Genomic DNA, 18,061 nt, shown 5'->3' on the forward strand with positions numbered 1-18,061 from the left:
GGTTCGCCGACCGGTCACACGACTTCGGTCAGCTCGCCCGTGTGCACGTCGTAGACGAAACCGCGCACGTTGTCGCGGTGCGGGAGGAACGCGCTGCGCCGGACCCGGTTCACCGAGCCGCGCACGCTGTCCTTCACCTCGCGGAACGCCTCCACCGACCACGGCGGCCGCAGGCCGGACGCCTGCTCCAGCTCGTCCTTGAAGTCGTCCTCGGTGACCAGTTCCAGGCCGCAGTTGGTGTGGTGCACCAGCAGCACCTCGCGGGTGCCGAGCTTGCGCTGGCTCAACGCCAGCGAGCGGATCATGTCGTCGGTCACGACACCGCCCGCGTTGCGCAGCACGTGCGCCTCACCCTGCTTGAGGCCGAAGATCTCGAACACCCGGATCCGGGAGTCCATGCAGGTCAGGATGGCTACGTTCATCGAAGGTCGCGGCGAGGAACGGTCGCCGGGAACGATGTTGCCCAATTCGGCGTTGCGGTGGAGCAGCTCGTCGATCGCGGTCATCGCACACCTCCCGTTGTTCCCTCGGATTGGAACCCGAGTCCCGCATGGCGGGCAAGCGAATCGGGCGAACCTCACGTTCACCTCATCGGGGGACCGATGCTTCCGGTGGAATTCCACGTGACCCGGCTACCTTCGCCCTGTGATCGAGCCCACAGGCCCGCACCCGCGGTCGGTGTACCGGCGGCGGCGCGCGCTGGCCGTCGCCGGGTCGGTGGTCGCGCTGGTGTCGGCGGTCTGGCTGGTCGGCGCCCTGATCGGCCACGGCGACCCGGCGCCGGTGGCCGCGCAGCCCTCGTCCCGCCCGCCGGAGCCGCCCGCCACGCCCGTGGTCGTGTCGTCGTCCTCCACGACTCCTCCTCCTGCTTCCCCCGCGCCGCCGACCTTGCCGCCGGGTCCGCCGCCGCCGTGCGAGGACGCGCAGGTGGCCGTGGCGGCCGAGGTCGACAAGCCCTCGACCCCGGCCGGGCAACCCGTGCGGTTCACGATCGCGGTCTCCAACACCGGCCCGCTGCCGTGCGCGAAGGAGATCGGGCGGCAGGTGCGCGAGCTGGTCGTGACGAGCGTGGACGGCGCGAAGCGGCTGTGGTCGAGCAACGACTGCTTCGTCACCGACGGGTCGGAGGTGCGCGTGATGCAGCCGGGTGAGCGGTTCACGTACGGCCTGCTGTGGATGGGCGGCACGTCGGAACCGGGCTGCCGCGAGCACTCCCGGCTCGGCGCGGGCGACTACCTGCTCACCGCGCTGGTGGCGGGCAAGGCCGGCAACCCGGTGATCTTCCGGGTGACGTGAGGCTCAGACCAGCAGCGCGGCCAGCGCGTCGACCACCGCGGTGACCGGTGCGGGCTCGCGCAGCCGCCGTGACCACAGGGCGGACTCGGCGGCCCTGGCCTGCGCCCACCGGCGGACCCGTGCCCGATCGACCTCCGCCGCCTCGGCGAACTCCGCGATCCGCCGGTCCACCGCCCGGCGCAAGTCCGGTTCGGCCGTGACCGCGGGCCAGTCGCCGCGCAGCAGGGGCAGCAGTTCGAAGGCCGGGTCTCCCACCAGCGCGGTCGGGTCGACGGCGCGCAGTCCTGCGTCGTGACGTTGCCCTGTGTCGTCGCGCAGGATGTTGCCGAAGTGCAGGTCGCCGTGCAGCAGGACGGCCGGCTGGTCGACGGCCAGGTCGCGTGCGTTGGCGACCGCCGCGTCGACCACCCGTGCGGGCAGCGGCGAGCCCAGCTGGGCGGCGTGCGGAGGCACGTCCGCCGCCCAGCCGAGCGCCTTCTCGGCCAGCGAGGGCACGCCGGGCGGCGCGGGGACGGCGAGCCGCCGCACGAGCCTGCCCACCGCGGTGAACGGTGCCGGTTCGGGTTTCCTCAAGGGGCGCAACCGTTCCAGCAGCAGGGCGAACCGGCTGTCGTCCCGTGCCAACAAGCGCACCGCGCCGTTGCCGTTCCACGCCGCCAGTGCCACCGGCTCCGCCGTGTTGTACGAGAGCGGGAACCCCAACTTCACCACCACTTCCGCACCGTCCACCCGCACGGCGGGGATGACCACGCCGACGGCACCGTGCATGAGCGGCCCGGACGGCGTGCAGGACCAGCGTTCGAGGAACTCGGCGGCCAGCGCGGGCAACGACTCGACCCACCGCCTGCCGGGCTCGCCTTCACGCCGGATCGTGGCCTCCGCGAACCCGGGCGGAACGACGACCATGCGGAACCCCCGATGTTCGTGCACGTCGAGCTGATCGTGCACGTCGAGCCGATGTGGACAGCGAGACGGTCGTGCACGTTGAGACGGTCGTGAACGGCGGCCGTGGCGGCGGGTGAGCCGGAATTGTCGGTGGTCGCCGGCAAAATAAAAGCAGGGGTCCCCTTGGGCGAGGACCCCTGCGAAGCGTGGGAAAGCGGTAAGTGGGGACGGGCGGGTGAGGGGTCAGCGCGGAGCCGGGGTCACGGGCCGAACCAGCGTTCCTCCGCCGTCCCGCGCGGTGGGGCGGCGGTGGTGCCGTGGATCAGTTCGGTGGACAGGGTGACGGCTCGGGGGCGGGTGCGCTCGGCCGAGTCGAGGAGCAGCTTGCCCGCCGCGCGGCCCTTCTCCAGGACCGGCTGGCGGACCGTCGTCAGACCGGCCTGCTCCGCCTCGCGGATCCCGTCGAAGCCGGTGACGGTGATGTCGACCGGCACGCGCAGGCCGCGCCGCTGAACCTCCGCCATGGCGCCGAGAGCCAGTATGTCCGACGTGCAGATCAACGCGGTGATCTGCGGGTCGCGCTCCAGCACCTGGGCCGCCGCCGACGCGCCGGACGCCATGGTGTGGTCGAACCGCTCCGCCACCGGCACGGTCTCCCAGTCCACGCCGACCGACGCGAACGCCTGCGCCAACCCGGCCAACCGGGCCCGCTGCACGTGGAAGTGCGCCGCCTGCTGCCGGTCCGGCGTCACGAAGTCGTCGTTGCGGTCACGGGCCAGCCGCATGCACACCACGCCGACCCGCCGGTGCCCCAACGAGATCAGGTGCTGCGCCAACGCGTGCATGGCCGCCTGGTCGTCGATGCCGACGCGGTCGACGTTGCCGAGATCGGGCTGGTCGCACACCACCGTCGGCACCGGCCGCTCCAACACCGCCGCCAGGTGCGGGTCGTCGTCGGGCACCGAATACACCACGAAACCGTCCACCCCTGCCCGGTGCACGGCCGCCACGTCCTCGCGCTCGGGGTTCGCCGGCACGAGCAGCAGCCCGGTCCCGGCGTCCTCGCACGCGAGCGCCAAACCCTCAAGGAACCCGATCGCCGCCGGGTCGCGGAACGCGTAGGACAGGTTCTCGGTGAGCAGCAGGCCCACCGCACCGGCCTTCCTGGTCCGCAGTGAACGGGCAACCGGGTCGGGCCCCGGGTACCCGAGTCGTCTAGCTGTCTCCAACACCCGGCGTCGCAGCTCTGGCGAGAGCTGGTCGGGACGGTTGTACGCGTTGGACACCGTTGTCCGGGAAACACCCAGCTCCGCCGCCAGTGAGGCGAGCGTCGCGGGGCGTCGCACATGCATCGACCGCGCCATGAAGTGACCGTAACGGTTCAGAACCATTTGCAGAAGTGGGGGTGACCGGCGTCCCTCAAAATTGCCATCAGTGCAGATGAGGTGTGGTTACCTCAGGGTACAATGGTCTAAACCAATAGGGGTGCGGCGGACGACTCGCGCACCACCAACCGCGGTCGGAAAACACGCGTGTAATTGCCCGCCGGACGCCGTCGCCGATCCGGGTCGAGCCGGTGCACCAACTCGTCCACGGCCGCCGACGCCATCTCCTCGATCGGCTGCGCCAGCGTGGTCAACGACGGCGAGCAGTACGACGCCAGCGGGATGTCGTCGAACCCCACCACGGACAGGTCCCGCGGCACGGTCAGCCCGCGCCGGTGCGCCTCCCGCAGCACGCCGATCGCCATGTGGTCGGACGAGCAGATCACCGCCGTCGGCCGCACGGTGTCCAGCAGCGTCGACACCGCCTCCGCCCCGCCCTCGGGCCCGAACGGCGCGTGCGCCACGAAGTCGGACGTCGCCGGCAGCCCGTCCTCCTCCAGCGCCGCCGCCCACCCGGCCCGCTTGAGCCGCGACGGCAACGCCCGCGCCGGCCCCGACACGAACCCGATCCGCCGGTGCCCCAACTCCACCAGGTGCCTGGTCGCGGCATATCCCGCGTGCTGCTCGTCCACGGTCACGTCCGGCACGTCCAGCGACGGCGTGGCCCCGTTGAGGAACACCATGTGCACGCCGTCGGCCAGCAGCTTCGCGTAGTACGACGGCCGCGGCGCCTGGCCGAGCGGCACCTCGACGTTGGTGATCTCCGGCGACACGAACACCATGCCCTCGACGCCGCGCGCGAGGAGCATCCGCACGTACTCCTCCTCGCCCATCGCGCCCGCGCCGGTGGCCCGCGTGTTGCACAGCAGCGACGAGTAGCCCAGCCGCGCGGCCCGCACCTCCAACGCCTCGGCGAACGCCGGGAACACCGGGTTCGACAGCTCGGGCACGAGCAGCCCGATCACACCGGTCCGCTGCAGCGCGCCGAGCCCGCGCGGCGTGTAAGGCATTTCCGCAAGCACCGCGAGCACGCGCTGGCGCGTCTCGTCGTTCACGCCCGCCCGGCGGTTGAGCACCCGGCTGACCGTGGAGATGCTCACCCCGGCTGCCCTGGCGATCTCGGACAGACCGGACACCGTGCCTCCTCGCAGACTTGTGGGTGAGGTGCAGCCTGCCGTCAGCGGCAAATTTTTGCAACGCCCACCTTGGTTTCCTCCGGCCACGCGGGGCCGTTACGGCTTGGTTACGTCAAGACCCTTGACCCGGCCCTGGTCGGCGGGATGAAATCCGCGTCAACAATTTCGCAAGTTCTTGCAAGAGCCTTCATCACGGTGGAGGCCCGCAGGAGGGACGACAGCAACGATGCGACGTACCACCCTCGTGACCGCAGTGGCGGCCGTCTCCGCCCTCGTCCTCACCGCGTGCGGTGGTGGCGACGGCGGATCGGCGTCCGGCGACTCCGGTGAGATCACTTTCTGGGACACCAGCGGCCCCAACGAAGGCCCGGTGTTCGCCGCGATCGCGCAGGAGTGCGCGACCAAGGGCGGCTACAAGGTCAAGACCGAGACCGTGCCGTTCGACGCGGCCCTGAACAACTACCGCACCGCCGCCCAGGGCGGTCAGGGCCCGGACGTGTTCCGCGCCGAGGTCGCGTGGGTGTCGCAGCTGGCCAAGCTCGGCTACGTCGTCGACCTGGCCGGCACCGAGCTGGCGAGCGACACGTCCGACTTCCTGGAGACGCCGCTCGGCTCCACCAAGTACGACGGCAAGACCTACGGCGTCCCCCAGGTCACCGACTCGCTGGCGCTGTTCTACAACAAGAAGCTGCTGGCCGACGCCGGTGTCGAGCCGCCGAAGACGTGGGACGACGTGAAGGCCGCCGCGGCCAAGCTCGGCGGCGAGAAGACGATCTTCATCAACAACGACGCGTACTACGCGCTGCCGTTCATCTACGGCGAGGGCGGCGACCTGGTCGACGCCGGCGCGAAGAAGATCGTGGTCAACTCCGCGGACAACGTGAAGGCGCTGGAGACCGCCAAGGGCCTGCTGGACGCCAAGGCCGCGTCCACCGCGCTGGACCCGACCAACTCGTACAACAACATGCAGGCCGCGTTCACCACCGGCGAGGTCGCCATGGTGATCAACGGCCCGTGGTCGGTCGCCGACTACCTCAAGGGCGCCGCGTTCAGCGACGCCGCCAACCTGGGCATCGCGCCCGTCCCCGGCGCCACCGCGGGCAAGGGCTCCGCGCCGGTCGGCGGCCACGACTACGTGATCCGCCAGGGCACCAAGGCCAAGGACTCGTCGGTCAAGTTCATCGCCTGCATGGCGAGCACCGAGTCGCAGGTGCGCATCGCCAAGGAACTGGGCGTGCTGCCCACCCGCAAGTCGGCCTACGAGAACGCCGACGTGAAGGCCAACGCGGTCGTGTCCGCGTTCGAGCCGGTCGTCACCGCCGCCCACCCGCGCGCCTGGATCCCCGAGGGCGGCCAGCTGTTCGACCCGCTGAAGATCGCCTACGCCGACGTGCTGGCGGGCAAGAAGGACGCCAAGACGGCGCTGGACGAGGTCGCCAAGACCTACAAGGACACCGTCGTCCCCGAGTACACCGTCGGCTGACCATCCCTCGTGACGCCCGGCCCGATCGTGGGCCGGGCGCCGCGAGGAGCGAAGGGAGACTTCGGTGCGCAGGTTCCTGGACCGGCACTGGTACGCGTACGCGATGGTGCTGCCGGTCGTGGTGGTCATCGCGGTGCTGGTGCTGTTCCCGCTCGCCCAGGGCGTGTTCTTCACCTTCACCGACATCAACGAAGGCAACATCGCCAACCCGATCCTCGACCGGCCGGCGACCTACGTCTCCGTTGGCCTCGACAACTACCTGAACGTCCTGTCCGGCGACGCCAGCTACGGCGCGTTCTGGTCCACGCTGGTGCGCACGCTGATCTGGACGCTCGCCTGCGTGTTCTTCCACTACACGATCGGCCTCGGTCTCGCGCTGCTGCTCAACCGGCAGGTGCGCGGCCGGGCGGTGTACCGGGTGCTGCTGATCCTGCCGTGGGCCGTGCCCGCGTTCATCAGCGCGTTCGCGTGGAAGTACATGTTCAACGCGCAGTACGGGATCATCAACCAGGGCCTGCGCTTCCTCGGCCTGGACGACCCGCCGGTGTGGCTCGGCCAGTCGGACTGGGCGCTCGTCGCGGTGATCATCGTGAACGTGTGGCTCGGCGTGCCGTTCATGATGGTGGCGCTGCTCGGCGGGCTCCAGTCGATCCCCGGCGACCTCTACGAGGCGGCCGAGGTGGACGGCGCGACGCCGTGGCAGCGGTTCCGCAACGTGACGCTGCCCGGCCTGCGGTCGGTGTCCAGCACGGTGGTGCTGCTGGGCATCATCTGGACGTTCAACATGTTCGCGATCATCTACCTGATCACCGGGCCGAACCCGAACACCCGGATCCTGGTGACCTACGCGTTCGAGCGGTTCTTCTCCGGCGCGTCCCGCGACTTCGCGGTGGCGTCGACCTACGGCGTGCTGATCCTGTCCGTGCTGCTCGTGTTCGCGGGCGTGTACCGGCGCGCGCTGCGCAAGCAAGGCGAGGTGTGGTGATGACGGTCGAAGCCGCTTCCGTTCGAGTGGTCCAGCCGGTCCGGGCGCTCAAGCGCACGCAGCGGTCGCCGCTGGCCAGCGTGGGTCTGCACGGCGCGCTGGTCGTGGCGTCGCTGATCGCGGTGTTCCCGGTGTTCTGGGTGCTGGTGACGTCGTTCAAGCCGGACGCCAAGGCCGTGGAGACCACGCCGAAGCTGGTCAACGACTCCAGCCTGGCCAACTACGGGCGGATCCTGGCCGGCGAGAAGGGCGACTTCCTGGCCTGGTTCGGCAACTCGGTGCTGATCGCGCTGATGACCACGGTGGTGGCGGTGTTCCTGTCCGCGACCACGGGGTACGCGGCGTCGCGGTTCCGGTTCCCGGGCAAGCGGTCGCTGATGCTGTCGTTCCTGGTCGTGCAGATGTTCCCGTTCGCGGTGCTGATCGTGCCGCTGTACAACATCCTGCTGGAACTCGGGCTGCAGGGCACGTCGCTGGGTCTCGTGCTGGTGTACTGCACGACCGCCGTGCCGTTCTGCACGTACATGCTGAAGGGCTACTTCGACACCATCCCGACCGACATCGACGAGGCGGGGCGGGTGGACGGCCTGTCGCCGTTCGGCGTGTTCTGGCGGCTGGTGCTGCCCCTGGCCCGGCCGGGGCTGGCCGTGACGGCGTTCTACGCGTTCCTGACGGCGTGGGGCGAGGTGGCGTTCGCGTCGGCGTTCCTGTCGGCGGCGGACGAGTCGAAGACGCTGGCCGTGGGCCTGCAGGTGTTCGTCCAGCAGAACCGGACCGAGTGGGGCCACCTGGCGGCGGCCTCGATCCTGGTCGCGATCCCCGCGATCGTCGTGTTCTACCTGGTGCAGAAGTTCCTGGTGACCGGCCTGTCGTCGGGTGCCGTGAAGGGCTGACTGCCGCCGGAGGGCCTCCGTCTCGTCTCGGAGGCCCTTCCGGTCAGACCTCGATGACCTCGACCAACTGCTCCAAGCCCACGAAGTCCTTCGGGTTGCGGGTGTAGAGCGGCAGGTCGTGGCACGAGGCGATGGCCGCGATCATCAGGTCCAGCTTGCGCGATCGAGGGTCGCGATTGGCCGCGATCGTCAGCCTGATGAGGCTGCCGTATCGGGTGGACGCCTGACGGTCGAAGGGCAGCGGGGCGTAGCCCACGATCGCCGCACCCAGCCGCTTGTTCCGCATGTCGTGGGTGGTCGGGTCCTTCGCCGCCGCAACGCCGTGTTGCAGTTCGGCCAAGGTGATGGTGGTCAGTGCGGATACCTCCGGGAGGGCGAACTCGTTCAGCTCCGCCAGGTCGATGAAGACATTGGTGTCGAGCACCCCGGTCGGCCGAAGCTCACCCACGGCGGCGTTCCCACGGGTCGTCGCCGATGCGGTCCTCGTTGCCGAAGAACTCGTCGATGTCCGCCCGCATCTTCGCGTAGTCCACCGGCGGCAGGTCCTTCACCAGCTCGATCACCTCGGCGGTGGTCAAACTCTGCCGCGGAGGTGGCAGGCGCAGCTCGAGAACCTCCCCGTCCTCACGAGTGACCCTGTACGTCTCGCCCGCCTCGACGGCTTCGAACACCTCGCTCGGGTTGTCGCAGAAAGCTTGTTCGCTGATGACCTTCATGACGGTGAGGTTAGGGAGCCGGAGCACGGCGCGCCAGCAGTAAGACCGCTGGTCAAAGGCCTGGTCGGTGGGCCTCGATCGGGTGACCGCCGCCCCACGGGACCGGCAGACCGCAGGGCCGGGCCGGGCCCGTCGAGACCCGGATCCGGCTCGTCCAGGTCCTGAACCGATCCGGAATTAGACCAATTCACCCGTTCCCGTAAGCGCTTGCAATCCCTAGCGTTGCGGCAAAGCTTGGGTAGTGAAAGGTGCGTGGCATGGCTGAGGTCGCCTACGTCAAGGCTTCGCGGATCTTCTCCGGCAACCCGCCGGTCCGCGCGGTCGACGAGCTGTCGTTGGACGTCACCGACGGCGAGTTCCTGGTTCTGGTCGGTCCGTCCGGCTCCGGCAAGTCCACCGCGTTGCGGATGCTCGCGGGTCTGGAGGACATCGACGAGGGCGCCATCCACATCGGCGGCAAGGACGTCACCAACGTTCCGCCCAAGGGCCGTGACATCGCGATGGTGTTCCAGTCCTACGCGCTGTACCCGCACATGACGGTCGCGGAGAACATGGGCTTCGCGCTCAAGCTGCGCGGCGTCAACAAGGCCGACATCAAGCAGAAGGTCTTGGAAGCGGCCAAGATGCTCGACCTCGAGAAGTACCTCGAGCGCAAGCCGAAGGCGCTGTCCGGTGGTCAGCGGCAGCGTGTCGCGATGGGCCGCGCGATCGTCCGCGAGCCCTCCGTGTTCCTCATGGACGAGCCGCTGTCCAACCTGGACGCGAAGCTGCGCGTGGAGACCCGCGCGAACATCGCCGCCCTCCAGGCGCGCCTGGACACCACCACGATCTACGTCACGCACGACCAGGTCGAGGCCATGACCATGGGCCACCGGGTCGCCGTGCTCAAGGACGGCCTGCTCCAGCAGTGCGACACCCCGCGCGCGCTGTACGACAAGCCGGCCAACGCGTTCGTCGCCGGCTTCATGGGCTCGCCCGCGATGAACCTCAAGACCGTGCCGCTGACGTCGGAGGGCGCGAAGCTCGACGGCATCGTGGTGCCGCTGGAGCGCCGCGCGCTGGACAAGGCGGCGGGCGAGGGCCTGTCCGAGGTCACGTTCGGCATCCGGCCCGAGTCGCTGGCCCTGGTCAGCTCATCGGAGCAGGGCATGGACATGACCGTCGAGCTGGTCGAGGAGCTGGGCGCGGACGCGCTCATGCACGGCTCGGTCCGCATCGGCGACGTGCCCGAGCGGTTCGTGGTCCGCGTCGACGGCCGCACGCCGCCCACCCTGGGCCAGACCGTGAAGGTCGCCGTGCGCGACGCGAGCGAGGTCCACCTGTTCCACCCGGAGTCCGGCCACCGCCTGACCGACTGACGAATCTCGACGAATCTCGGCGATCTCCCAGCCACAGGGGCCACCTCCCGTTCCCACGGAGGTGGCCCCTGTGGTGTGCAAAACACCCGGTCGGTGGACGTGTCGGTAGCGCAGCGTTCTAAACTGAACTCGACAACGGTTTCCATTGCCTGTCTGTCCGCCTGTCGAGGAGTGCTCTGATGACCGTCCGCAACGTGTTGCTCGGCGCGGTAGCCGCCGCGACCGCCGTCGCCCTCACCGCTTGCGGTGCCCAGAACACCCCCGCCGCGAACGACGGCGCGATCAAGGTCGTCGCCTCCACCAACGTGTGGGGCAGCGTCGTCAAGGCCGTCGGCGGCGACGCCGTGCAGGTCAGCGCCATCATCGACGACCCGTCCGGCGACCCGCACTCCTACGAGAGCAAGCCGTCCGACCTGGCCGCGGTGCGCGACGCCAAGCTCGTCATCTTCAACGGCGGCGGCTACGACGACTTCTTCGCCACCCTGCTCGGCCCCGAGACCGAGGGCGCCAAGAAGATCGAGGCGTTCCCGGTGTCCGGCAAGGCCTCCGGGCACGAGGAGCCCGAGACGTCCGCCGAGCCGGAGGGCGAGGAGGGCCACGACCACGCGGTCAACGAGCACGTCTGGTACGACTTCGAGACCGTCCGCAAGGTCGCCGACCAGGCCGCCGCCGACCTCGGCGCGATCGCGCCCGACAAGAAGGCGACCTTCGACGCCAACGCCAAGGACTTCACCACCAAGCTCACCGAGCTGGAGCAGCGCGTCGCGGGCAAGGGCGCGGGCAAGAAGGTCGTGGCGACCGAGCCGGTGGCGCACTACCTGCTCGACACCGCGGGCGTCGAGGACGTCACGCCCGAGTCGTTCAGCGAGGCCGTGGAGAACGAGACCGACATCCCCGCCGCCGCGCTCGCCGACGTCACCCGCCTGATCGAGCAGAAGCAGGTCGCCGCGCTGGTCAACAACGCGCAGACGGAGAACGCCGGCACGCAGCAGGTCGTCGACCAGGCCAAGACGGCGGGCGTGCCGATCGCCGAGGTGACCGAGACGCTGCCGGAGGGCGTCACGGGTTACCTTGATTGGATGACGAAGCAGGTCGACTCGCTGGTGGGAGCGCTCGGCGCATGACGCTCTCGGGCAAGACGGCTCAGGTGGCGGACCGCTCCACGCGTGCGGCGGTCGCGTTGCGCGGCGCGCGGCTGTCCTACGGCGACCGCGTGCTGTGGGACGGGCTGGACCTGGACGTCGCGCCCGGCGAGTTCGTGGCCGTGCTCGGGCCGAACGGCTCGGGCAAGACCAGCCTCATCCGGGTGCTGCTCGGCCTGCAGCCGCTGTCCTCGGGCACGGTCCGCGTCGCCGGCGGCAACCGGCGCATCGGCTACGTCCCGCAGCAGCGGGCGATCGACTCCAGCCTCGCGCTGCGCGGCCGTGACCTGGTCGGTTTCGGCCTGGACGGGCACGGCTGGGGCGTCGGCTGGCGCACCCGCCGCGAACGCCGGGCCGCCGTGGACGCCGCGCTGGAGTCCGTCGGCGCGACGAGGTACGCCGACGAGCCCGTCGGCCTGCTCTCCGGCGGCGAGCAGCAGCGGCTGCGGGTGGCGCAGGCCCTGGTCGGCGACCCGGAGGTGCTGCTGTGCGACGAGCCGCTGCTCTCGCTGGACCTCGCGCACCAGCGCGTGGTCAGCGACCTGATCGACGCCCGGCGCCGGGCCGCGGGCACGGCCGTGCTGTTCGTGACCCACGAGATCAACCCGATCCTGCCGCTGGTCGACCGGGTGCTGTACCTGGTCGACGGCCGGTTCCGGATCGGCGCGCCCGCCGAGGTGATGACCTCGCGGACGTTGACCGAGCTGTACCGCACGAACGTCGAGGTGGTCCGCGTGCGCGACCAGATCCACGTGGTCGGCGCGCAGCACGTGTGCGAGGACGAGCCGCACCACGTGGCGGATGAGGGCTGATGGAGAACTTCTTCGACGTCGGGCTGACGCTGGAGCTGCTGGGCTACGTCCAGCCGATGCTCATCGCGGGCGCCGTGCTCGGGCTGGTGGCGGGACTGCTCGGCCCGCTCGTGGTGACCCGCAAGATGGCGTTCGCCGTGCACGGCACGAGCGAGCTGGCGTTCACCGGCGGCGCGGCGGCCCTGCTGATCGGGATCGGCGTCGGGTACGGCGCGCTGGCCGGGTCGGTCGTCGCCGCGCTGCTCCTGGGCCTGCTCAGCACGCGCGACTCGGACCGCGACTCGGTGATCGGGGCGATCCTGGCGTTCGGCCTCGGCCTGGGCGTGCTGTTCCTGGCCCTCTACAACGGGCGTGCGGCGAACAAGTTCGGCCTGCTGACCGGTCAGGTGGTCAGCGTCGGGTCGACCGACCTGTGGCTGCTCATCGGCGCGTCGGTGGCCGTGCTGGCGGTGCTGGCGGTCATCTACCGGCCGCTGCACTTCGCCAGCGTGGACGCCGCCGTGGCCGTGGCGCGCGGTGTGCCGGTGCGGACGTTGTCGGTGGTGTTCGCGGTGCTGGTGGGCGTGGCGACGGCGTTGAGCGTGCAGCTGGTGGGCGCGCTGCTCGTGCTGTCGCTGATGATCACGCCCGCGGCGGCGGCGACCAGGGTCACCGCGAGCCCGGTGCGGGCCACCGTGCTGGCCGTGGTGTTCGCCGAGGTGTCCGTGCTGGGCGGGATGATCCTGTCGCTCGCGCCCGGCATGCCGGTGAGCGCGTTCGTCACCGCGGTGTCGTTCCTGATCTACCTGGTCTGCCGGTTGATGAGCGGCAAGCGAGAAAGAGTGCAGTAACACGTTTGGGACGTGCCGCGAGTGGGTAATCGTGGTTCGAGGGGGCACCAGAGGCCCGGTCGCGGGATCCGGGCCGCGCGGAGACAACGGGTGCCATGCGCAGCACGACGACCACGTCGGCCGACCACCGCGACCGCGGTGACGGTGATCGCTGTGCCCTGAGGCGCTGTGCCCTGAGGCGCTGCGCCCTGAGGACCTGTGCTCCGGGACTGCCTGCTCTGGGTCTTCGTGCCCTGGGTCTTCCTGCTCTGAAGCCTCGTGCGGTGGGCCGGTGCGGACGCCACGCCCGCACTCCGGGCAGCGGTCGCGTGCCCGACCGCGGGGACTTACGCGGTCCGCGTGACCTCGGCGCCCGCCTGGTCGGGGGTGGCGCCCTCGGCCACCGGCTGGTCGCCCCGAGGCGCGGGCAGCAGCCGGATCTCGCCGCCGGCGACCCGCACCTGGTTGCGCCCGTTCTCCTTGGCCGCGTAGAGCGCCGCGTCCGCGCAGTGCTGCGCGTCCATCAGGCAGTCGCCGTTGTCCGGCAGCACGGCCACGCCGATGGACGCCGAGATGGCGCGCACCTCCGGCCCGTCCGGCGTCAGCGGCAGGTTCCGCCCGCGCAGGGTCACGGTGTTGCGGTGCTTGTCGGTGGTCATCACGGACATCTGGCCGATCGCCTCGCGCACCCGTTCGGCGATGGCCGTGCCCTGGGCCAGGCCCGTGTCGGCGAGCACCACGACGAACTCCTCGCCGCCGTCGCGCCCGGCCACGTCGCCCGGCCGCAGCTTCTCCCGCAGGATCCGGCCCACCTCGGCCAGCACGGCGTTGCCCGCCGGGTGGCCCCAGGTGTCGTTGATCCGCTTGAAGTGGTCCAGGTCGATGGCCAGCACGGTCACCGGCTGGTTGTCGTGGCGGCACCGGTCGGTGAGCCTGCCCGCGTACTCGGCCAGGCCGTTGGTGTTGAGCAGGCCGGTCCGGTAGTCGGTGTGCGCGTCCTCGGCCAGCCGCGCCTGGAGCTGCTCCTGCTCGCGCAGCAGCCGTTCGAGGTGCGCCCGCCGCTGCGCCGCGTGGTAGAGCAGCGCGTTCACCAGGATCACCGGGAACACCAGCAGCAGCGGACCCACCCAGTGGGTGGTCATCAGCATGCCGAGCATGGCGCCGGCACCGAGCGTGCTCAGCTCCAGCATGTTGTCCGCGCGCGAGCCCAGGAACTCCTGGATGCGGGTGTGCGGGGTGACGATCTTCAACGCGATGGCGATGTTCATGCCCTGCGCGCCCCAGTTGACCACCCCGGCCACAATGAGCACCAGCACGAGGCCCAGGTCGGTCGGGATGCTGCCGGTGGCCAGCAGCGACGTCCCGGACAGGTGCACCACCGCCCAGGCCAGCATGGTGCCGCCGAGGATGCTCGCGGAGCTGAACACGAACCGGTACGGCTGGCGTCGCGCGATCGGCTGGATCAGGATCCGCATCCAGACCGTGGCGAGCACGGCCAGCGCGCCCGGCAGCGCGATGGCGGCGGCGAACGTCCAGACCGACGTCAGGTCGATGTGCGGACCGGCCGACTCGTTGCGGCGCGACTCCTCGGCCCGCCGCACGATCATGAGGTGCACGGTGATGGCGAACATCACCGCGCCGAATCTGAGCCAGTCGGCGTTGGAGACCGAGTCGAGGCCGGTGAGCAGCCAAATGGCGGCAGCCGCTACCGCCGATTCGATGAAGAAGAAGTACACCAGCGCGGCCGGTCGCAACGACCACACATCCCAGTTGCGAATCGAGGGCCGGCCGACTGCCCCAGATGTCTTCTGGTCAGTCAAACTGTTCTTCACCACGACCCCCTACCCTCTGCCCGGCGCCGCGTGGCGAACGCCGTTCGCAGCGGCACGTCCGTGCCCGAGATGCGCACTGAGGAGGTGTTCGCCATGCGCAACCGCGACATGTGAGCCGCTCCCTCCATCCCGGACCGAATGTTCACCGTACGTGCCCGCGGGCTAGCGGGCCGCAGCCGAGGGGTCCTTCATGTTTGACAATCGCGATATGTGATGAGTCCGTTTCAGATCGCCACCGCCTTCGGATCGTTCCGGGTGCGGGCCCGTCGCCAGGCTACGGTCGCCTGCGTGGCGAGCAACAGCCCGATGCCGCCTGCACCCGCGATCGTCGCGGTCACCGAGCCGATCGAGTGCGCCACGACACCGGCCAACGCCATCCCGCCGCCCTGCGACGAGCGCAGAGCGGCACGGCCGATGCCGTACGCGCGACCGCGGTAGGCGTCGGGCAGGATGCGCATCCACGCCGAGCGAGCGGGCGTGTGGTACGCACCGGCCATACCGGCGATCACCAGTAGCACGATGGTCCAGGTCAGGTTCGGGTTCAACGCGAACATGACCAGTGGGGCCAAGGACAGTATGGCGAGCGGGCCGATCAGCCGCTCGCGTTTCGCGGGATCGCGCACCACCCGGAACAGCACGGCCACGCCGAGGACGTTGGCGGCGGGCTCGATGGCCAGGATCAGGCCGACGGCCCACACCGCGTCCAGACTCGCCGCCAGGGGCACGGCGAGTCCCTCCGGGACCATCGCGAGCCCGGCCAGCAGGCGCATGCCCATCAGGCTGCGCAGCCGCGGTTCGGTGACCAGGAGCGTGAACGCTCCCTTGGGGCCTTCGGGGTCCCGCTTCGTGCCGCGCGGGTCGGCCGCCGGACGGTGCTTGACCGACAGCTGCACCAGGATCGCCACCCACACGAACGAGGCCGCGTCGATGGCGAGCGCGACGTTGGCGCCCGCGTTCGTGACGAGGAACCCCGCGGCGGCCAGGCCGACCATCTGGGCGACGTCCACCGACGTGCCGAACAGCGCCACGCCGTCGTCGTAGCGCTTGTCCGGCAGCACGTGGGGCAGGCTCGCCTCCTGCGCCGCCAGGAACGGCGACGAGATCATCAGCACCACGACCAGCAGCACGATCATCAGCCACAGCGGCGCGCCGGGAATGGCCATCAGCGCCACCAGCGCGGCTTGCAGCCACGCGCACCACACCATCACCGTGCGGCGGGGGAACCGGTCCGCGACCCAGCCGAGCAGCGGACCCGAGACCAGCGGCGGGAACAGCGTCAACGACCAGGTGAGGGCGGTCCACGCGGCGGACTGGGTGCGCTCGAACACCAGGAGGGAGAGCGCGACCGCGGCGAGTTGATCGCCGACGGTGGACACCGTCGAGCCGATCCACATGCCGCGGAACTCGCGGTTGCCCACGAGCGCGCGGATGGTCCCCCCGGAAGTCACAACTCCCCCAGGTTGGTCGGCCCCGATGAGTGAGTCACGTTACCCCCACCCGAAGTAACAATTCCCTCGGTTAGCACGGTAGAAGCTGCCGGATGTGCAATCTCTGTCCTACCACACTGTGTACCCGAACGGAGCAGGTCGGTTACATAAAGTAGTTACAACGGCGAAAAATCGCCCACTTATTCTTGACAGTTGACGGTAGGTGACACGGCGTGAGCAATCCTCGCCTACCCTACGTCGACCGCCACCCCCATTGGGTACGGCGGGGCTGGTCCGACCGGGTCAGCGCGTTCCTGCGCCCGCCGCCGACCCCTGCCGGTCGATGGGTCAATTGTTGAACATCGACCGCCAGTCGATCTTCAGAACTGGTAGTAGAGGAACGGGCTGAACGTGCCGCTCGCCACCAGGATGGCCGCGTAGCCGATGCCGATCGTCATCAGCGAGACCCTGGCCGCGGTGGCGATCTTGTCCCGGGAAGACTCCAGGTAAGGCCCGCTCACCGGGTGATCGGGCATCGCGACAATCGCCAGCGCCAGCACCAGCAGCACAATCCGCTGATTGGTCGCCGCGGAGGCCACCGCGTCCGTCAACCCGCCGAAATCCGGCAACAACATGTGCCCGATGATTGTGAACGCCGTACCCAGATCGGCGGAGCGGAAGAACACCCAGCCGATTACCACCAGCAGCATGGTCAAGACCCGGCGGGCAATTCGGGTACGCGTAGTGACCGGACCCGAATCCCAGCCGAAACGGCGCTCCAGGACGAGCAGGCCGCCGTGGAACAAACCCCACACCAGGAACGTCCAGTTGGCGCCGTGCCAGAAACCGGTGAGCACGAAAACGATCGACAGGTTCCGGTAAGTCTGCAACACGCCGCCGCGGTTGCCGCCGAGCGGGATGTACACGTAGTCGCGGAACCAGCGCGACAGCGACATGTGCCAGCGGCGCCAGAACTCGGTGATCGTGACCGAGGAGTACGGGCGGGCGAAGTTCTCCGGCAGCCGGAAGCCCAGCATCCGGCCCAGGCCGATGGCCATGTCGGAGTAGCCGGAGAAGTCGAAGTAGAGCTGGAGCGTGTAGCCGATCGCGCCGAGCCAGGCGATGGACGTGGTCATCTCGTCGGCCGGGGTGGCGAAGCAGGCGTCCACCATCGGCGCGAGCGAGTCGGCGATGATCACCTTCTTGCACAGGCCGAGGGCGAACCGGGGGAAACCGGCCGCCACGTCGTCCCAGCGGTGCAGGCGCGGCTGCGGCAGCTGGTCGGCGATCTCGCGGAACCGCACGATCGGGCCGGCCACGAGCTGCGGGAACATCGCGATGTAGGTGACGAACGCGACGGGCTCGCGCAGCGCCGGTCGTTCGCCCCGGTACACGTCGACCACGTACGAGATGTGGTGGAACGTGTAGAACGAGATGCCGATCGGGAGCGCGAGCTCGACCACCGGCAGGTCGGCGCCGACGACGGCGGCGATGTCGTGCAGCTGGCCGGTGGCGAACCCGGCGTACTTCCAGATCACCAGCACGCCGAGGTTGAGCGCGATCGAGCCGACCAGGACCAGCCTGCGGTCGCCCGGGGAGCCCGGTTCCAGGCGTCGTCCGGCCAGGTAGTTGACCGCCATGACGGCGAGGAGCAGCAGGGTCGTGCCGCCGGCGCCGGAGACGTAGAAGAGGAGGCTCGCCACGGCGACGACGCCGTTGCGCCAGTTCCTGGGCGTGACGAGGACGGTCGCGAGCACGACCGGGAGGAAGAACCACAGGAACAGCGGGCTGGCGAAGGACATCGCCGCAGACCTTATCCGCCGGTCACGCCCCGCCGGTCCGGATCACCCACAAACCGTCCCACCTCACACCGCCCGCGTGTCGAACGCTCGGGTCCCGCGT

Annotated in this window: 17 protein-coding genes; 8 read left to right on the forward strand and 9 right to left on the reverse strand. The window is 69.9% G+C overall.

Annotated features, from left to right (window positions below):
- Positions 1-14: 14 nt before the first annotated feature.
- Positions 15-506: a beta-class carbonic anhydrase gene (locus ADK67_RS08570; RefSeq protein WP_053715856.1), complete on the reverse strand. Its 492-nt coding sequence runs from the start codon at positions 504-506 to the stop codon at positions 15-17.
- A gap of 139 nt (positions 507-645) precedes the next feature.
- Here ADK67_RS08570 and ADK67_RS08575 point away from each other — a divergent pair, with 139 nt between their 5' ends.
- Complete coding sequence (locus ADK67_RS08575; protein WP_053715857.1) at positions 646-1,296, forward strand: hypothetical protein; 651 nt, start codon at positions 646-648, stop codon at positions 1,294-1,296.
- Positions 1,297-1,299: 3 nt separating this feature from the next.
- On the opposite strand, the gene ADK67_RS08580 is transcribed toward ADK67_RS08575, so the two are convergent.
- The 3 genes from ADK67_RS08580 to ADK67_RS08590 all read right to left on the reverse strand — a co-directional run bounded on the left by ADK67_RS08580 (position 1,300) and on the right by ADK67_RS08590 (position 4,702).
- Positions 1,300-2,202 carry an aminoglycoside phosphotransferase family protein gene (locus tag ADK67_RS08580; RefSeq protein WP_053715858.1) on the reverse strand — a complete coding sequence of 301 codons (903 nt, stop codon included), beginning with the start codon at positions 2,200-2,202 and terminating at the stop codon, positions 1,300-1,302.
- 239 nt (positions 2,203-2,441) lie between these two features.
- Complete coding sequence (locus tag ADK67_RS08585) at positions 2,442-3,545, reverse strand: LacI family DNA-binding transcriptional regulator (protein WP_082403313.1); 1,104 nt, start codon at positions 3,543-3,545, stop codon at positions 2,442-2,444.
- A 107-nt stretch (positions 3,546-3,652) separates the two neighbouring features.
- On the reverse strand, positions 3,653-4,702 hold the full coding sequence (locus ADK67_RS08590) for a LacI family DNA-binding transcriptional regulator (protein ID WP_053715860.1): 1,050 nt from the start codon (positions 4,700-4,702) through the stop codon (positions 3,653-3,655).
- 226 nt (positions 4,703-4,928) lie between these two features.
- Here ADK67_RS08590 and ADK67_RS08595 point away from each other — a divergent pair, with 226 nt between their 5' ends.
- From ADK67_RS08595 to ADK67_RS08605, 3 genes are all read left to right on the forward strand, one after another.
- On the forward strand, positions 4,929-6,185 hold the full coding sequence (locus tag ADK67_RS08595; RefSeq protein WP_053715861.1) for an extracellular solute-binding protein: 1,257 nt from the start codon (positions 4,929-4,931) through the stop codon (positions 6,183-6,185).
- 103 nt (positions 6,186-6,288) lie between these two features.
- Entirely contained in the window at positions 6,289-7,170 is an 882-nt protein-coding gene (locus ADK67_RS08600; RefSeq protein WP_053715913.1) for a carbohydrate ABC transporter permease, read from the forward strand.
- Positions 7,170-8,063 carry a sugar ABC transporter permease gene (locus ADK67_RS08605; protein ID WP_053715862.1) on the forward strand — a complete coding sequence of 298 codons (894 nt, stop codon included), beginning with the start codon at positions 7,170-7,172 and terminating at the stop codon, positions 8,061-8,063. The genes ADK67_RS08600 and ADK67_RS08605 overlap by 1 nt, the downstream gene beginning before the upstream one ends.
- Positions 8,064-8,106: 43 nt before the next feature.
- Here the strand turns inward: ADK67_RS08605 and ADK67_RS08610 are convergent, their stop codons facing one another.
- Together ADK67_RS08610 and ADK67_RS08615 are read right to left on the reverse strand one after the other, a co-directional pair.
- Entirely contained in the window at positions 8,107-8,511 is a 405-nt protein-coding gene (locus ADK67_RS08610; protein WP_231648075.1) for a PIN domain-containing protein, read from the reverse strand.
- A complete protein-coding gene (locus tag ADK67_RS08615) occupies positions 8,504-8,779 on the reverse strand; it encodes a hypothetical protein (protein ID WP_053715863.1) in 276 nt (91 codons plus the stop codon). Before ADK67_RS08615 ends, ADK67_RS08610 begins: the two co-directional genes overlap by 8 nt.
- Before the next feature lie 257 nt (positions 8,780-9,036).
- On the opposite strand from ADK67_RS08615, the gene ADK67_RS08620 reads away from it, so the two are divergent.
- From ADK67_RS08620 to ADK67_RS08635, 4 genes are all read left to right on the forward strand, one after another.
- On the forward strand, positions 9,037-10,137 hold the full coding sequence (locus ADK67_RS08620; protein WP_053715864.1) for an ABC transporter ATP-binding protein: 1,101 nt from the start codon (positions 9,037-9,039) through the stop codon (positions 10,135-10,137).
- A 179-nt stretch (positions 10,138-10,316) separates the two neighbouring features.
- Positions 10,317-11,261, forward strand: a complete 945-nt coding sequence (locus ADK67_RS08625; RefSeq protein ID WP_157620014.1) for a metal ABC transporter solute-binding protein, Zn/Mn family — start codon at positions 10,317-10,319, stop codon at positions 11,259-11,261.
- Entirely contained in the window at positions 11,258-12,091 is an 834-nt protein-coding gene (locus ADK67_RS08630; RefSeq protein WP_053715866.1) for a metal ABC transporter ATP-binding protein, read from the forward strand. The genes ADK67_RS08625 and ADK67_RS08630 overlap by 4 nt, the downstream gene beginning before the upstream one ends.
- A complete protein-coding gene (locus tag ADK67_RS08635; protein WP_053715867.1) occupies positions 12,091-12,921 on the forward strand; it encodes a metal ABC transporter permease in 831 nt (276 codons plus the stop codon). The genes ADK67_RS08630 and ADK67_RS08635 overlap by 1 nt, the downstream gene beginning before the upstream one ends.
- 326 nt (positions 12,922-13,247) lie before the next feature.
- On the opposite strand, the gene ADK67_RS08640 is transcribed toward ADK67_RS08635, so the two are convergent.
- From ADK67_RS08640 to ADK67_RS08650, 3 genes are all read right to left on the reverse strand, one after another.
- Entirely contained in the window at positions 13,248-14,663 is a 1,416-nt protein-coding gene (locus ADK67_RS08640) for a GGDEF domain-containing protein (RefSeq protein ID WP_231648076.1), read from the reverse strand.
- Between the two features lie 293 nt (positions 14,664-14,956).
- Positions 14,957-16,180, reverse strand: a complete 1,224-nt coding sequence (locus ADK67_RS08645; protein ID WP_053715869.1) for an MFS transporter — start codon at positions 16,178-16,180, stop codon at positions 14,957-14,959.
- A 359-nt stretch (positions 16,181-16,539) separates the two neighbouring features.
- Positions 16,540-17,961 (reverse strand): MBOAT family O-acyltransferase, encoded by a 1,422-nt coding sequence (locus tag ADK67_RS08650; RefSeq protein ID WP_053715870.1) that lies wholly within the window; start codon positions 17,959-17,961, stop codon positions 16,540-16,542.
- Positions 17,962-18,061 lie beyond the last annotated feature (100 nt).

Source organism: Saccharothrix sp. NRRL B-16348 (assembly GCF_001280085.1).
GTDB lineage: Bacteria > Actinomycetota > Actinomycetes > Mycobacteriales > Pseudonocardiaceae > Actinosynnema.

What these genes read in the sequence shown, in the direction of transcription:
- ADK67_RS08570 (WP_053715856.1), bottom strand. Translation starts at nt 506, where the DNA reads ATGACCGCGATCGACGAGCTGCTCCACCGCAACGCCGAATTGGGCAAC.
- ADK67_RS08580 (WP_053715858.1), bottom strand. Translation starts at nt 2,202, where the DNA reads ATGGTCGTCGTTCCGCCCGGGTTCGCGGAGGCCACGATCCGGCGTGAA.
- ADK67_RS08585 (WP_082403313.1), bottom strand. Translation starts at nt 3,545, where the DNA reads ATGGCGCGGTCGATGCATGTGCGACGCCCCGCGACGCTCGCCTCACTG.
- ADK67_RS08595 (WP_053715861.1), top strand. Translation starts at nt 4,929, where the DNA reads ATGCGACGTACCACCCTCGTGACCGCAGTGGCGGCCGTCTCCGCCCTC.
- ADK67_RS08600 (WP_053715913.1), top strand. Translation starts at nt 6,289, where the DNA reads ATGGTGCTGCCGGTCGTGGTGGTCATCGCGGTGCTGGTGCTGTTCCCG.
- ADK67_RS08605 (WP_053715862.1), top strand. Translation starts at nt 7,170, where the DNA reads ATGACGGTCGAAGCCGCTTCCGTTCGAGTGGTCCAGCCGGTCCGGGCG.
- ADK67_RS08615 (WP_053715863.1), bottom strand. Translation starts at nt 8,779, where the DNA reads ATGAAGGTCATCAGCGAACAAGCTTTCTGCGACAACCCGAGCGAGGTG.
- ADK67_RS08620 (WP_053715864.1), top strand. Translation starts at nt 9,037, where the DNA reads ATGGCTGAGGTCGCCTACGTCAAGGCTTCGCGGATCTTCTCCGGCAAC.
- ADK67_RS08625 (WP_157620014.1), top strand. Translation starts at nt 10,317, where the DNA reads ATGACCGTCCGCAACGTGTTGCTCGGCGCGGTAGCCGCCGCGACCGCC.
- ADK67_RS08630 (WP_053715866.1), top strand. Translation starts at nt 11,258, where the DNA reads ATGACGCTCTCGGGCAAGACGGCTCAGGTGGCGGACCGCTCCACGCGT.
- ADK67_RS08635 (WP_053715867.1), top strand. Translation starts at nt 12,091, where the DNA reads ATGGAGAACTTCTTCGACGTCGGGCTGACGCTGGAGCTGCTGGGCTAC.
- ADK67_RS08650 (WP_053715870.1), bottom strand. Translation starts at nt 17,961, where the DNA reads ATGTCCTTCGCCAGCCCGCTGTTCCTGTGGTTCTTCCTCCCGGTCGTG.